Consider the following 14685-nt stretch of genomic DNA (forward strand, 5'->3'; position numbering starts at 1 on the left):
CTACAAGGCTCGGCCGGGCACAGCGGGAAGAAGCGGGCGCACCAGCGCCCGACCGGGTCGGGACGGCCCGGAACGGCCAACGAAGGCCCGCGCGCGGTACCGCCGCGCGGGCCCCGTCGATTGCGAGGACAGGGTGGGGACCACGCAGCTCGAAGCGGCGCAGGAGCCGAAGTACTGGCACCTGAAGACCGTGCTGAACGACGCCCTGGACTCGGAGTTCGAGGTCGGCGAGATCCTGCCCAACGAGCGGGACCTGGCCGCCCGCTTCGGCGTCGCGCGGGCCACCCTGCGCCAGGCGCTGGAGCAGCTCGAACTCGAAGGGCGCCTCCAGCGCCGCCGTGGTGTCGGCACCACCGTCGCCCCGCCCCGCATCGGGGTCCCGGTCGGCCCGTCCGCGCACACCTGGCCCGGCGCCGGCCGCGACGCCTGGGCCACCGTCGGCTGCGCCGAGGCCGTCGCGCCCGCGCAGATCGCGTCGGTGCTCGGCACCGGCTCCGACGAGCCGGTGCACACCGTCCGGCGGCAGCGCGTCATCCAGGGCCAGCAGATCGCCACCGAGCTGCTGTACGTGCCGGCCGGCTCCGTGCCGGACCTGTCCGGCATGCTCAGCCCCGCCGACCACGCCCCGGCCGTGCTGCGCGAGCTGCACGCCCTGGCGCTGGAGAGCGAGGACCGCTCCGTGGAGCTCGGCTCCGCCCGCGCGGAGGACGCGCGGCAGCTCGACCGGCTGCCCGGAGCGCCCGTCCTCGTCGTCACCACGCGGTACTTCGCCGGCGGCCGGGTCGCCGCCGTTTCCGTCGCCACCTACCGGGCCGACACCTGCCGGCTCACCTTCGGCGACTCCGGCACCCTGGAGGTCCTGCACCAGGAGCCCGACGAGGACCGCGCGGCGTCCTGACCCGCAGTAGGGCCGGACCCTCTGGTCCGGCCCTTCCGATCCGGTCTTCTGCCCCTTCCACCCGGTGTCCGCTTCACCCGGCGCCTGCTCCACCCGGTGTCCGCCCGACGCCGGTTCGGCGCGTGGCCGCCGAACGCGCCCGCCGCCCGTCCGCGTGTCCGGAGCCGCCCGCACCGCCCCTGACGCCCCGCCGGCCGAACCCCCTCCCGGCTGTCGGGCGCCGCCGGGGTGCCGTACCCGAGGTACGGCGCCCCGGCTTCCCGCTTTCGGGCCAGGTGCCGCGTCGGCCGCCCCCCGATCGGGCCGGCCCGGCGTGGTGCGAGGTGCGGCGTCCCGTGTCAGGGCCTTCCAGGCGGCCGGCCAGGACGCCGCCCCCGCTCGCGCCGGCCCACCCGCACTCCGACAGCGCTACCGGCCCGGCTGGGGCGGGCCCGACGGCCGGTGGCCGGGGGCGACCCGGCGGCGGACCGGTGGGACCCGACGGCCGCTCGGCGGCTCCGTCGCAGGCCCGCGGGCCCAGCCGCCGTACGACCGGGGCTCAGTAGCGGGCCAGCGCCGTCTGCTCGACGGCGAACAGCTGCTCCTCCACGTGGTCCAGCGCCAGCCGCAGCGCCCCCGTGGCGATGGCCTCGCGCCCGAGCGCCGAGAGCACCACGTTCGGCGGGCGCAGGCAGTAGCGGGCCAGCTCCGCCTTCATCGGCTCCAGCACCCCGTCGAGCCCTGCCGCCCAGCCGCCGATCACCACCAGCTCCGGGTCGATCGCCAGCACCAGCGCGGCCACGTCGTGCACCAACCGCTGGATGAACCGCTCCATCGCGTCCTTGGCCTGGACGTCGCCCTCCCGGGCCAGGGCGAACACCCGGGCCACCGCGGGCTCGTCCAGCGGGTGCAGCGGCTTGCCCGTCGTGGAGAGCAGGTGCTCGGGGGTGACCTCGCGGCCCAGCAGGTGCAGCGCCCCGATCTCGCCGGCCGCGCCCCCGAACCCCCGGTGCAGCCGCCCGCCGATCAGCGAGCCCGCGCCGGGACTCAGCCCCGCCAGGACGAAGACCACGTCGTCCGTGCCGACCGCGGCGCCCTTCCAGTGCTCGGCGACGGCGGCGACGTTCGCGTCGTTCTCCACCAGGACGGGACATCGGAACGACCGCTGCAGCCGCTCGCCCAGCGGCAGCCCCGTCCAGCCCGGCAGCGCCGTGCCGAGCCGTACCTCGCCGCCGGCGGCCACGATGCCCGGGCTGCCCACTCCGACCGCCCACAGGGTGCTGCGGGCCACGCCGGAGCGGCGCAGCAGGTCGGCGACGGTGGTGCGGACGCGGTCGATCCGGTCGTCGGCGCCGGCGTCCTCGGCCACCTCGTGGCCCAGCGAGCCGAACACCTGCCCGCTGAGGTCGGAGATGACCACCCGCACCTGGTGCGAGCCGATCTCGATGCCCAGCAGGTGCCCCGCCTCGGCGTGGAAGCGGAACCTGCGCGCGGGCCGCCCCTGCCGACGGCTGTCGCCGGGGTCGGCCGCCGCCTCGACGACGAGGCCGGAGTCGCTGAGGCCCTCGATGACCCCTTCGACCGTGGGCCGCGACAGCCCGGTGGACTGCACCAGCTCCGTGAGCGACGGCGTCTGGGCGCCGCGCAGCGCGTGCAGGACGACCGCGGAGTTGATCCGCCGGAGCAGGGACGGGTCCCCGCCGGTGAGGCGCCCCAAGGTTGTCCTCCCAGACTGTGCCTGTGTGTGGCGGATCGTACCCGCCGCAAGGGCCCGCGGCGAGTGCCGCCCGGTTCCGTTCCTGTTGCCCTTGGTTCACCCCGTACCATGCCCGCCGCCGGCGCGCGGACCGCCGGCGCGGACGCCGCCGGGACGCCGGGCCGATCCGGAACGCCGACGGGGCGTGCGTGCGGCGGGTTCCGGACCGCCGGCCGGACTGCCCTCCCGCGCCGTCCGGCCCGCGGCCCCTACGCGGCCAGGGCCGACGCCTCCCGCAGCCGGGCGAACTCCTGCGCCAGTGCCGCCGGCGTCCAGTGCGCGTTGAGGCCGCTCGGGCTCGGCAGCACCCACACCCGGGTGCCGCCGAAGGCACCAGGCTGCGGGCCGACCCGGGCGCCGCGCTCACCGAACGCCGTGCGGAACGCGGTCACGCCGAGGACCGCCAGCCAGTCCGGCCGGTACTCCTCGACCTTCGCCACCAGCCGCCGCCCGCCGGCCACCAGCTCCTCGGCGGTCAGCTCGTCGGCCCGGGCGGTGGCCCGGCCCGCGACGTTGGTGATGCCGAGGCCCAGCTCCAGCACCTGCTCCTGCTCGTCGGGCCGGAACCGGCGCGGGGTGAACCCGGAGGCGTGCAGGGCAGGCCAGAACCTGTTGCCGGGGCGGGCGAAGTGGTGGCCCCGCAACGCGGACATCAGGCCCGGGTTGATGCCGCAGAACAGCACCCGCAGCCCCGGCCGGACGAGGTCCGGCAGGGTCAGCTCCCGGGCCCGCGCCAGCTCCTCGGGTGTCAGAGGATCGCCCCCGGCCGGTATCCGGCCGCGTCGGGGTGCGCCTTGACGACGTCCTCGACCCGCCGGACCACCTCGGCGACCTGGCCGGCGGCGGCGCCGGTGAACGACAGCCGGTCGGCCATCAGGTCGTCGAGGGCGGGCCGGTCCAGCGGGATGCGCTCGTCGGCGGCCAGCCGGTCGAGCAGCTCGTTGCGCTCGGTGCCGAGCTCGCGCATGGCCAGCGCGGAGGCCACCGCGTGCTCCTTGATCGCCTCGTGGGCGACCTCCCGGCCGACACCCGCCCGCACCGCGCCCATCAGCACCTTCGTGGTGGCCAGGAACGGCAGGTAGCGGTCGAGCTCGCGGGCCACCACGGCGGGGAACGCGCCGAACTCGTCGAGCACCGTCAGGAACGTCTCCAGCAGCCCGTCGAAGGCGAAGAACGCGTCCGGCAGCGCGACCCTGCGCACCACCGAGCAGGACACGTCGCCCTCGTTCCACTGGTCGCCGGCCAGCTCGCCGGTCATCGAGGCGTAGCCGCGCAGCACCACCATCAGGCCGTTGACGCGCTCGCACGAGCGGGTGTTCATCTTGTGCGGCATCGCCGAGGAGCCGACCTGGCCCGGCTTGAAGCCCTCGGTGACCAGCTCGTGGCCGGCCATCAGCCGGATCGTCTTCGCCAGCGAGGACGGCGCCGCCGCCAGCTGCACCAGCGCGGTCACGGCCTCGTAGTCCAGCGAGCGCGGGTAGACCTGGCCGACGGAGGTGAACGCCCGGGCGAAGCCCAGGTGGTCGGCGACCCGCTGCTCCAGCTCCGCCAGCCGCCCGGCGTCGCCGCCGAGCAGGTCCAGCATGTCCTGGGCGGTGCCGACCGGGCCCTTGATCCCGCGCAGCGGGTAGCGCTCCAGCAGCGCCTCCAGCCGGCCGAAGGCCACCAGCAGCTCGTCGGCGGCGGTGGCGAACCGCTTGCCGAGGGTGGTCGTCTGCGCGGCCACGTTGTGCGACCGGCCGGTCATCACCAGCTCGCCGTACTGGGCGGCCAACTGCCCGAGGCGGGCCAGGACGGCGACGGTGCGGTCGCGCGCGAGTTCGAGGGAGAGCCGGATCTGGAGCTGCTCCACGTTCTCGGTCAGGTCGCGCGAGGTCATGCCCTTGTGGACCTGCTCGTGGCCGGCCAGCGCGTTGAACTCCTCGATACGCGCCTTCACGTCGTGCCGGGTGACCCGCTCCCGCTCCGCGATGGAGCCGAGGTCGACCTGCTCCAGCACCCGCTCGTAGTCCTCGACGGCGCCCTCGGGCACCTCGATGCCGAGGTCGCGCTGGGCGCGCAGCACGGCCAGCCACAGCCGCCGCTCCAGCACCACCTTCCGCTCGGGGGACCACAGGTCGGCGAGCTCCGGCGACGCGTAGCGGCCGGCAAGGACGTTGGGGATGCGGGGCTTGGCAGTCACGAGACGAGAGTTTACCCGCCGCCCGTACCCGTCGCGGCTCCCGCAGCGTCCGGGAAAGCCCTGGTCAGTGGCGGCCGACCCATTCCGCGCCGCACCGCCCGCCGGACGGGCGTGACCCGCCGGCCGCGCCGGGCGGCTCCCACGACTGGCACGCGGCCTCCGGGCGGAGCGTCGGCGCCCCGCACGGACGGCGCCACCCGCACCGGCTGCCCCTGTCCGACACTGTCCGACACTGTCCGGCGGCGTCCGGCGGCGTTCGAGCTGTCCGGCGGCGTCCGGCGGCGTCCGTCACGGGCAGCTCCGGCAGAGTGGACAGGCACACGGCGGCCACGCCATCGTGAACACCGGGGAGCGGGCGGGTCCCAGCCGCTGCGCCGGGCCGACGTCCCTCCGCTCACGGGTCGCCTGGTCCACCCGGTAGACGCGGATGGTGAGCCCCGGATGGCCGGGCCGCTCGGGCGGCGTGGTGTCGGGCCGCGCGTCTTCCGAATCGTGATCGGTCATTCACTGACCGTAAGGATAAGGCGGGGTGTGGCTCGATGGCACTTTGACCAGCCGTCAAGCCGAAGTGCCACTTGCCGCAGCCGCTACAGCGGGAGCGCCACCGCGTCCGCGAGCACCCGCACGCGATCGGCTCCGCCGTGGGCCTTGCGGTCCTTGTCGCCATCGCCAACGCCGGTGTCCACACCACCACCGGCCCGGACCTCGTCCCCGGCCTGCACACCGCGGGATACACCGCCGCCGCCCTCACCCTCCTCGGCGTCGCGATCGCCCTCACCCTCCGCGGCCCCGGCTCCACCCCCACGCACGGTGCGACCGGCGCGGAGCAACCGGCGGAAACGGGCGTCTCCGCCTGAGACCAGGACCGCGCCGATCGCCTTCGCCCGCCGCGAGGGTGATCGGCCGCGTCCGGCGGCGATGCCGGTGCGGCCGGCGGTGCGGGGCCGGTGGCGGCGGGGAGGTCAGCTTCAACAAGGTGCTAGCGCAAGGTATGTGACGTGTCGTCGCCTCGCTGCCGCGCGGCTCGGTGCCCGCCGACTTCCGTCACCTCCCGCCGGCGCTACGACGGCGTTTCGGCGGGGGCCGGGGCGCCGGGCGCGTCAGCGTAGGGGAGCAGCTCGGGGCGCTTGGGCGGCAGGCCGTCGCCGCTGGAGCGGCCGGTCAGCCGGCGGCCGATCCACGGCAGCAGGTGGTGGCGGGCGAAGCGCAGGTCGGCGGTGCGGCGGGCGGCCCAGCCGGCGCGCACGGCGGGCGGCAGCGGGTCCAGCCAAGGGGACTCGGCCGGGCCGCCGAGGGCCTGCCACACCGCCTCGGCCACGCGCGTGTGGCCGTCGTCCGTCAGGTGCAGCCGGTCGTCCGCCCACATCCGGCGGTCGCCCAGCACCTCCGCGCCGTACAGGTCCACCACGACCGCGCCGTGCCGCTCGGCTGCCGCCGCGACTTCGGCGAAGAGGCGGTCGATCCGCGGCATCACGCGGGTGGCGACCGGACCGCGGCGGATCGGGCTGCGCATCAGCACCAGCTGCCCGCAGGCGGGGGCCAGCCGCTCCACGCAGGAGGACAGCAGCGCGCACACCGCCTCCACGTCGCACCCCGGGCGCAGCACGTCGTTGAGGCCGCCGACCAGTGTGACGAGGTCGGGGCGCATGGCCACCGCCGCGTCCACCTGCTCGTCGGCGATCTGCCGGATCAGCTTCCCGCGCACCGCGAGGTTCGCGTACCGGAAGCCGGGCGTGCCCGCGGCCAGCCGCCCCGCGAGCAGGTCCGCCCAGCCCCGGTAGGAGCCGTCGGGGAGCCGGTCGGACATGCCCTCGGTGAACGAGTCGCCCAGGGCGACGAAGCTGGCGAAGCCCGGGACGGCGGAGACGGCGGGGGCGCTGGAGCGCGGCGGCGGTGTCTGCATGGCGCGCCGATCCTATGCGAACGCCCGGCGGCCGGTCCCGCCCGCCGGGCCGCCGGCGCCCAGGGAGCCGGTACGAGGACGCCGCGCACGGGAGCCGGCGGGACCTCCCGGTTCAGCCGCGGCCCCGGCCGACCAGCTCCTTCAGCACGTCCTGCATCGTCACCAGGCCCACCCAGCTCCCCTCCCCGTCCACCACGGCCGCCATGTGGGCGCGCGCGGCCCGCATCGCGGTGAGCACGTCGTCCAGCGGGGTGGCCGCGCCGACCCGGGGGATGGGGCGCAGCGCCGAACGGGGGATCGGCGCGCTCCGCTGCTCGGCGTCCAGCGCGTCCTTGACGTGGAGGTAGCCCAGAACCCGCCCGTCGTCGTCGGCCACCGGGAAGCGGGAGAAGCCGGACTCCGCCGCCAGCCGCTCCAGGCCCTCGGCGGTCACCCCCAGCCGCGCGGGCAGCACCCGGTCCGGCGGCAGCAGCACCTCGCCGACCGGCCGGCGGCCCAGCGCCAGCGCGTCCCGCAGCCGTTCGGCGGCCCGTTCGTCCAGCAGCCCCGCCGCTCCGGCGTCCACCACCATCCGGGACAGCTCCGCGTCGGAGAAGACCGCCCCCACCTCGTCCTGCGGCTCCACCCGCACCAGCCGCAGCCCGGCGTTGGCCAACCCGTTCACCCCGGCGATCAGCGGCCGCAGCACCCGGGCCACCGCCACCAGCGGCGGGCCCAGCAGCAGCGCCGCGCGCACCGGGTCGGCCAGCGCCACGTTCTTGGGCACCATCTCGCCGAAGAGCATGTGCAGGTAGGTCGCCAGGGCCAGCGCGAGGGCGAACGACACGACGTGCACCGTGCCCTGCGGCACGCTCAGCGCGTGGAAGAGCGGCTCCAGCAGGTGCGAGATGGCCGGTTCGGCCACGATGCCCAGGACCAGCGTGGAGGCGGTCACGCCCAGCTGGGCGGCGGCCAGCATCACCGAGACGTGCTCCAGCGCCCACAGCACCCGGGCCGCGCGCCGGTCGCCGCGCTCCGCGCGCGGCTCGATCTGGGCCCGCCGCACCGACACCAGCGCGAACTCGGCGCCGACGAAGAACGCGTTGGCCACCAGGGTGAGCAGCCCGACCAGCAGCTGGACGAAGATCACCGGCCGCTCCCGCTCCCGCTCCCGCTCCCCGCGCCCCGCCCCGGCCGCCGCTCCGCCGCCCCCGTCCGTGCCGGGCGGCGCCGCGCGCCTCAGGGGACGGCGGCGCCGGCCGCGGGTCCGCCCCGGCCGTCGTCCGCCGCGCGCCCGTGTCGTACGGCGGCGACACCAGCAGCACCCGCGCCGCGCGGTGGCCGGAGGCGTCGGTGACCTCCATCCGCCAGCCGCCCACCACGGCGACGTCGCCGCGGCGCGGGATACGGCCCAGCCGGTGCGCGATCAGACCGGCCAGCGTCTCGTACGGGCCCTCGGGGGCGCGCAGGCCGATCCGCTCCAGCCGGTCCTCGGTGCGAGCCGCGCCGTCGGCGTCGTAGGTGCGGCGGCCGTCCGGGTCCTCGTGGAGGAAGAGCAGGTCGGGCAGCTCCTGCGGGTCGTGCTCGTCGCGGACCTCGCCGACGACCTCCTCCACGATGTCCTCCAGCGTGACCACCCCCGCGGTGCCGCCGTACTCGTCGATCACCACCGCCATCGACGTGCGGCTGGTGAAACGGTCCAGCAGCCGGTCCACGCTCAGCGACTGCGGCACCAGCAGCGGTTCGCGCAGCAGCGTGGTGACCGCCGTACGGGCGCGCCGCCCGGCCGGAACGGAGAGCACGTCCTTGATGTGGACGGTGCCGACGACCGCGTCGAGGGTGTCGCGGAAGACCGGGAACCGGGACAGGCCGGTGGCCCGCGCCGCGTTGGCCACGTCCTCGGCCGTCGCCTGCTCCTCCAGCGCGGTCACCTGCACCCGCGGCGTCATCACGTGCTGCGCCGTCAGGTCCGACAGGCCGATGGTGCGCACGAACAGCTCGGCGGTGTCCGCCTCCAGCGTGCCGGCCCGAGCCGAGTGCCGGGCCAGCGCCCGCAGCTCCTGCGGGCCGCGCGCGGAGTCGAGCTCCTCGGCCGGCTCCAGGCCCATCCGGCGCAGCACCCGGTTGGCGGTGTTGTTCAGATGGTGGATCAGCGGGCCGAACGCCGCCGTGAACGCGCGCTGGAGCGGTGCCACCCGCTTGGCCACCGGCAGCGGCCGGGCGATCGCCCAGTTCTTCGGCACCAGCTCGCCGATCACCATGAGCGCCACCGTGGACAGCGCCGTACCCAGCACCAGCGCCAGCGAGGACACCGCCGACGCCGGCACCCCGGCCGCCCGCAGCGGGCCGCGCAGCTCCCCGGCCACCGAGGACTGCGCGAGCATGCCGATGACCAGCCCGGTCACCGTGATGCCCAGCTGCGCGCCGGACAGCTGCACGGTCAGCGACCGCACGCCCGCGAGTACCGCTGCCGCGCCCCGCTCGCCGTTCTCCGCGGCCCGCTCCACCTCGCCGCGTTCGACGGTGGTCAGCGAGAACTCCGCCGCGACGAACACGCCGCAGACGAAGGTGAGCAGCACGGCCACCGCCACGAGGAGCGCTTCGGTCATCGGAACACCTCGGTCCCATGATCGGACAGGCCCGGACGGCACGCATGGCGCGGGCGTCCGCCTGTGTGTCCGCCCGTGTGCCAGGAGAGCCGCGCGCGTCGCCGCGGCCGTGGATCGGCAGTGGTTCGGTCGTGCTGTGTCAGTGGTTCGTCAGTGGTTCGGCCGTGCCCGCGGTCGTCGGTCCGGTGAGCCCCCGGACTCGCGGGCGCCGGCGTCAGACCAGCGGCTTCGTCCAGCGCCGCCACTGCTCCTCCGGCCCGTAGCCCGCCGCCTGCCAGGCGTGCTGCGCCAGCTCGTTCTCCACCAGCACCATCGCGTCGCCGCGCCGCCCGCCCACGGCGAGGAACCGCTCCTCGGCCGCCCTGAGCAGTACCCGGGCCACGCCCTGGCGGCGCGCCGCCGGCAGCACCGCCAGCCGGTACAGGTGGCACCGCCAGCCGTCGAACCCGGCGATCACGGTGCCGACCAGCTCGCCCTCGCGTTCGGCCAGCAGCAGGGCCTCCGGGTCGCGCCGCAGCAGCGCGGCCACGCCGTCCTCGTCGTCGGAGATGCTGGTGCCCTCGGCGGCCGTCTGCCAGAAGGCCAGTACGGCGGGCGCGTCGTCGAGCCCGGCCGGGCGGACGCGTACCTCACCCCCCGTTACGGCGATGGGACCGCCGTGCGTGGCGTGGTGGTGGTGTCCGTCGCGCGGCAGATCGCTCATACGGGCCAGCCAACCAGCGGGGCGCGGGCGGCTGCCGGGCATTCCGCGATGCGGGACGGCGGAGCACGCCGCTCCCGCGTGCCACGCGGGCCGACCTCCGGACGGCCCATCGGACGGGGAGCCGCCGCGGATGCCCTTGCCGGTACTAGCGCCAGAGCGCTAGCGTGAGGGTATGGCGAAAACCCAGTTGAACGTGCGGGTGGACGAAGCCACCGCGGAGACCGCGCGGGAGCGCGCCTCGCAGCGCGGCATCAGCGTGAACCGCTACATCGAGGAACTCGTCCGGCAGGACGAGGGCGAGGCCGGGCGGGCCTTCGTACAGGCCGCCGCCGACTTCATGAAGCGCTACGAGGCGGTCTTCGCCGAGGGGGAGGCCCCCGTCCACGGACCGGGCGCACCTCTGCCGGACCCGCTCGCCCTACCGGACGCACTGGCCGCCGCGGTGCCCGACACGCCGGCCGCAGCCGGCTCCCTCGGAGGCGACGAGCCGCGTTGACCCTCCGGATCGACCTCGCCTGGCTGCTGATGGTCGCCGAGCACAACACGCCCGGGGACCCCCAGGTCACCGACTGGGGCGCGCTGGTCGCCGCGGTCGAGCGGCACCGCGCCGAGATATTCGGCCGCCCCGTCTACGACGACCCGCACCTGCGCGCCGCCGCGCTCCTTCAGCTCCTGCTGCACCTGCCGGCCCTGGAGCGCGCCAACGCGCTCTTCGCCACCGCGGTGGCGTACGCCTACCTGGTGGCCGACGGCCTGAAGGTGGCCACCTCGCCCGAACAGGTCCGCGACCTGGCCCGGCTGGTCCGCGAGGACCACGCCGACCTGCCGAAGATCGCCGCCGCACTGCGCACCTGGACCTCCTGACCCGACCCCTCCAACGGTCCACCGGCCCCGATCCCCGCCGTCGGCCCTCGACCCCGCCCGGCCGGGCACCCCGGCGCACGTCCTCCGCGGTGCCCGGCCGGACGGGGAGCCGCCACGGTCCGTACGACGGAAGCCGCCGGGGACCGTGAGCGACGGCTCCCAGGTGGTCCCGCCGGCCGGTTCCCACCTGCGTCGACCTGCGCCGGCCGGTTCCTGCCCGCGCCGTTACGCCGCGGGTCCGGTCCCGGCGCCGGCTGGGACGTCCGACCGCTCCGGGCCGGGGGCGGCGTCCGCGCTCCGGCCGGCCCCGCCGTTCAGCGGTGCCGGCGCGTACACGTGGGCGAAGGCCGCGCTGTCCCAGACGCCGCCGAGCTGCGGCGCGAGCCAGTTCAGGGCCGCGGCGCGGAACTCCTCGGGTGCCAGGCCACCCACCCCCTGCGGCAGCGCGCCCAGCAGCGGAGCGCCCGCCGCGCCCGGGAGGTCCGAGACGTTGCAGCGCTCGGCGAGGTCGGGCGTGCCGGGCCAGGAGCCGACGACCAGGCCCAGCAGGTTCAGCCGCCGGGCCCGCAGCGCCTCGGCGGTCAACGCCGTCGCGTTGAGGGTGCCCAGGCCCGCCCGCGCCACCAGAAGGACCCCGGCACGCATCAGCGCGGCCGCGTCGGCGAGCGTGTGGCCCTCCTCGTCGTAACGCACCAGCAGGCCGCCGGCGCCCTCCACGAGCACCACGTCGTGCACCGCCGACAGCTTCGCCGCGGCCTCCGCCACCTCGGCGGGCGTCACCGGGGCACGGCCCGAACGCCGGGCCGCCCGCTGCGGTGCCAGCGGCTCGGGGTAGCGGGCCAGCTCCACCGCGGTGACCGCCCCGGCCAGCCGGGCCACCTCGGCCGCGTCCCCCGGCTCCTCCTCGGCCACCCCCGTCTGGGCCGGCTTGAGCACCGCCACGCTCAGCCCCTGGGCCAGGGACGCGGCCGCCACCGCGGCCGTCGCCACGGTCTTGCCCACCTCCGTGTCCGTCCCGGTCACAACGACGATCGCCATACCTGTCTCCGTCCCGCACGTTCCCAAAAACCAGCACCCCGGAGGGCGTCATCCCGCGAGCGCCGCGGCCCGCACCCCCGCGCAGACCGCCGCGACGTCCGCGTCCCCGGTGACGTACGGCGGCATCGTATAGACCAGGTCCCGGAAGGGCCGCAGCCACACCCCGGCCCGCACCGCCGCGCGGGTGGCCGCGGCGATGTCCACCTCGTGGTCCAGCTGCACCACGCCGATCGCACCCAGCACCCGCACGTCCCGCACCCCGGGGCACCGGCCAGGCCCGCCAGGCCCGCCCGCAGCCCCGCCTCGATCCGGCCCACCTCCGCCGCCCAGTCCTGGCCCAGCAGCAGCTCGACGGAGGCACAGGCCACCGCCGAGGCCAGCGGGTTGCCCATGAACGTGGGCCCGTGGGCCAGCACCGGTACATCGCCGCGGGAGATGCCCCGGGCCACCTTCTCGGTGCACAGCGCCGCCGCCAGGCTGAGGTATCCGCCGGTCAGGGCCTTGCCCACGCACATCACGTCCGGCGCGATCCCGGCGTGCTCGGCCGCGAACAGCCGGCCGGTGCGCCCGAAGCCGGTGGCGATCTCGTCCAGCACCAGCAGCACGTCGTGCTCGTCGCACGCCTCCCGCAGCACCCGCAGGTACGCGGGGGAGTGGAAGCTCATCCCGCCCGCGCCCTGCACCACCGGCTCCACCACGACGGCGGCCAGCTCGTGCGCGTGCCGGGCCACCAGCTCCCGCAGGTGGTCGGCGTAGGCGGGCGACGGCTCGGCGTCGAAGCCCGGCGGGGGAGCGTCGGCGAACACCTGCCGGGCGAGCGCTCCGGACCACAGGTGGTGCATGCCGCCGTCCGGGTCGCACACCGACATCGGCTGCCACGTGTCGCCGTGGTACCCGCCGCGCCAGGTCAGCAGCCGGTGCTTCTCCGGCCGGCCCAGCGACCGCCAGTACTGGAGGCACATCTTCAGCGCGACCTCCACCGACACCGAGCCGGAGTCGGCCAGGAACACGTGCCGCAGCGGCTCCGGGGTGATCTCCACCAGCCGCGCGGCCAGCCGCACCGCCGGCTCGTGGGTGAGGCCGCCGAACATGACGTGGCTCATCCGCTCCAACTGCCCGCGCACCGCGCGGTCCAGCACCGGGTGCCGGTAGCCGTGCACCGCCGACCACCACGAGGACATGCCGTCCACCAGCTCCTCGCGGCCCTCGGCCGGGGCGGCCAGCCGCAGCCGCACCCCCTCGGCGGAGGCCACCACCAGCGGCTCCTGGCGGCCGGGCATCGGGCCGTACGGGTGCCACACGTGCTCCCGGTCCAGGTCCAGCAGCTCCGGGACGGGCATCGGGGGCGGCCCCTCAAGGCCGGCGCGGGGCGCGGGCGCCCTTCCGGTGCCCGCGGTGCTTGAGGTGTCCGCGGCCGGGCCGGTCAGCTCCTCGGCAGGGGCGTCACGCATTGGGGGGCAGGTCCGTTCCCGCGCCCCTGCGCCGCACCGCCACCAGGTCCCGCCGGGCCCCGGCACGGGACCGCCGCCCTCCCCGCGCCGCTCACCGGGCTCCGTGTCCTCGGCGTCCTCGGCGTCCTCGGCGCCCGCGCTGTCCGCGGCGGCCTCCACGTCCGCCCCGGCATCCGGTGCCGCGTGGCCGCCGCACCCGCCGCAGCCGTCCGTGCCGCCGCACGCGTGCGCGCCGTCGACGTCGCCGTGGTGGCCGCCGCACAGCCGCGCCGCCGCCATGTCCGCGCGGTGGGCGGGAAGGGTGGCGGTGTCCGCGCCCTCCACCTCGAAGCCGGCATCCGCGATCATGTCGAGGTCGGCCTGTCCCGCCTGGCCCTCACTGGTCAGGTAGTCGCCCAGGAAGATGGAGTTGGCCAGGTGCAGTGCCAGCGGCTGGAGGGTGCGCAGGTGGACCTCCCGGCCGCCGGCGAGCCGCACCTCCACGTCGGGGCAGACGAAGCGGACCATCGCCAGGATGCGCAGGCACCGCTGCGGGGTGAGGTTCCACTCCTTCGCCAGCGGCGTGCCCTCGAACGGGATGAGGAAGTTCACCGGCACCGAGTCCGGGTCCAGCGCGCGCAGCGCGAAGACCACGTCCACCAGGTCCGCGTCGCTCTCGCCCATGCCGGCGATCAGCCCCGAGCACGGCGACAGGCCGGCCGAACGGGCCCGCCGCACGGTGTCGACGCGGTCGTCGTAGGTGTGGGTGGTGGTGATGTCCGCGTAGGTGGCCTCGGACGTGTTGAGGTTGTGGTTGTAGGCGTCGGCGCCCGCGTCGCGCAGCCGCTCGGCCTGGCCGTCGGAGAGCAGGCCCAGGCAGGCGCAGACCTCCACGCCCTCGTTGCCGTCCTTGATGGCGGCGATGGTCCGCGACACCCGGTCCACGTCCCGGTCGGTGGGGCCGCGGCCGCTGGCCACCAGGCACACCCGCTTGGCGCCGCCGGCCACCCCGGCGGCGGCCGCCCGCGCCGCCTCGTCGGGCTTGAGCCAGCTGTAGGTGAGCACACCCGTCTGCGAGCCGAGCCGCTGCGAGCAGTAGGAGCAGTCCTCCGGGCACAGGCCGGACTTGAGGTTGACGAGGTAGTTGAGCTTCACCCGGCGGCCGAACCACTGCCGGCGCACCCGTCCGGCCGCCGCGACGACGTCGAGCACCTCCTCGTCGGGCGTCGCCAGCACAGCCAGCGCCTCGTCGCGTGTGGGCGGCTCGCGGCGCAGCCCCTTCTCCACCAGTGCGGTCAGCAGGTCCATGCGGGCCATCCTTTCGCACCGGCCGAGAGGCGGCCA

General features: G+C 76.1%; 12 protein-coding genes and 3 pseudogenes. 4 read left to right on the top strand and 11 right to left on the bottom strand.

From position 1 onward, the window contains the following. Positions 1-133 precede the first annotated feature (133 nt). Positions 134-898, top strand: coding sequence for a GntR family transcriptional regulator (locus tag BS72_RS30825; protein ID WP_037915209.1), 765 nt, complete (start codon positions 134-136; stop codon positions 896-898). Positions 899-1436: 538 nt separating this feature from the next. Here the strand turns inward: BS72_RS30825 and BS72_RS30830 are convergent. The 4 genes from BS72_RS30830 to BS72_RS36895 all read right to left on the bottom strand — a co-directional run bounded on the left by BS72_RS30830 (position 1437) and on the right by BS72_RS36895 (position 5319). Continuing rightward, a complete protein-coding gene (locus tag BS72_RS30830; RefSeq protein ID WP_037915212.1) occupies positions 1437-2594 on the bottom strand; it encodes an ROK family transcriptional regulator in 1158 nt (385 codons plus the stop codon). Positions 2595-2842: 248 nt separating this feature from the next. Further along, positions 2843-3385 carry a G/U mismatch-specific DNA glycosylase gene (gene mug, locus BS72_RS30835; protein ID WP_078901952.1) on the bottom strand — a complete coding sequence of 181 codons (543 nt, stop codon included), beginning with the start codon at positions 3383-3385 and terminating at the stop codon, positions 2843-2845. Then, positions 3382-4815, bottom strand: coding sequence for an adenylosuccinate lyase (gene purB / locus BS72_RS30840; RefSeq protein ID WP_037915218.1), 1434 nt, complete (start codon positions 4813-4815; stop codon positions 3382-3384). The genes mug and purB overlap by 4 nt, the downstream gene beginning before the upstream one ends. Positions 4816-5103: 288 nt before the next feature. Beyond that, on the bottom strand, positions 5104-5319 hold the full coding sequence (locus tag BS72_RS36895; protein ID WP_157856368.1) for a hypothetical protein: 216 nt from the start codon (positions 5317-5319) through the stop codon (positions 5104-5106). A 71-nt stretch (positions 5320-5390) separates the two neighbouring features. Here BS72_RS36895 and BS72_RS30845 point away from each other — a divergent pair, with 71 nt between their 5' ends. Next, a complete protein-coding gene (locus BS72_RS30845) occupies positions 5391-5672 on the top strand; it encodes a hypothetical protein (protein ID WP_037915221.1) in 282 nt (93 codons plus the stop codon). Between the two features lie 203 nt (positions 5673-5875). Here BS72_RS30845 and BS72_RS30850 read toward each other — a convergent pair whose 3' ends face one another. The 4 genes and pseudogenes from BS72_RS30850 to BS72_RS30865 form a co-directional block, all read right to left on the bottom strand. Then, positions 5876-6718, bottom strand: coding sequence for an SGNH/GDSL hydrolase family protein (locus BS72_RS30850; RefSeq protein WP_051951864.1), 843 nt, complete (start codon positions 6716-6718; stop codon positions 5876-5878). Positions 6719-6830: 112 nt separating this feature from the next. After that, entirely contained in the window at positions 6831-7847 is a 1017-nt protein-coding gene (locus BS72_RS36900) for a hemolysin family protein (protein WP_037915223.1), read from the bottom strand. Positions 7848-8004: 157 nt separating this feature from the next. Beyond that, positions 8005-9306 (bottom strand): annotated as a pseudogene (locus BS72_RS36905) (hemolysin family protein); the annotation flags it as partial. Between the two features lie 214 nt (positions 9307-9520). Continuing rightward, positions 9521-10009 carry a GNAT family N-acetyltransferase gene (locus tag BS72_RS30865; protein ID WP_078901773.1) on the bottom strand — a complete coding sequence of 163 codons (489 nt, stop codon included), beginning with the start codon at positions 10007-10009 and terminating at the stop codon, positions 9521-9523. A 172-nt stretch (positions 10010-10181) separates the two neighbouring features. On the opposite strand from BS72_RS30865, the gene BS72_RS39010 reads away from it, so the two are divergent. Both BS72_RS39010 and BS72_RS30875 read left to right on the top strand, forming a co-directional pair. After that, positions 10182-10505, top strand: coding sequence for a hypothetical protein (locus BS72_RS39010; protein ID WP_232792589.1), 324 nt, complete (start codon positions 10182-10184; stop codon positions 10503-10505). Further along, on the top strand, positions 10502-10873 hold the full coding sequence (locus BS72_RS30875) for a hypothetical protein (RefSeq protein WP_037915227.1): 372 nt from the start codon (positions 10502-10504) through the stop codon (positions 10871-10873). The genes BS72_RS39010 and BS72_RS30875 overlap by 4 nt, the downstream gene beginning before the upstream one ends. A gap of 225 nt (positions 10874-11098) precedes the next feature. Here the strand turns inward: BS72_RS30875 and bioD are convergent, their stop codons facing one another. The 3 genes and pseudogenes from bioD to bioB form a co-directional block, all read right to left on the bottom strand. Next, positions 11099-11911 carry a dethiobiotin synthase gene (bioD, locus tag BS72_RS30880; protein WP_078901774.1) on the bottom strand — a complete coding sequence of 271 codons (813 nt, stop codon included), beginning with the start codon at positions 11909-11911 and terminating at the stop codon, positions 11099-11101. Between the two features lie 48 nt (positions 11912-11959). Then, positions 11960-13251: pseudogene (locus BS72_RS30885) on the bottom strand (adenosylmethionine--8-amino-7-oxononanoate transaminase). A gap of 103 nt (positions 13252-13354) precedes the next feature. Next, positions 13355-14649, bottom strand: a pseudogene (bioB, locus tag BS72_RS30890) (biotin synthase BioB). Positions 14650-14685: the final 36 nt, after the last annotated feature.

The organism is Actinacidiphila yeochonensis CN732 (assembly GCF_000745345.1).
GTDB lineage: Bacteria > Actinomycetota > Actinomycetes > Streptomycetales > Streptomycetaceae > Actinacidiphila > Actinacidiphila yeochonensis.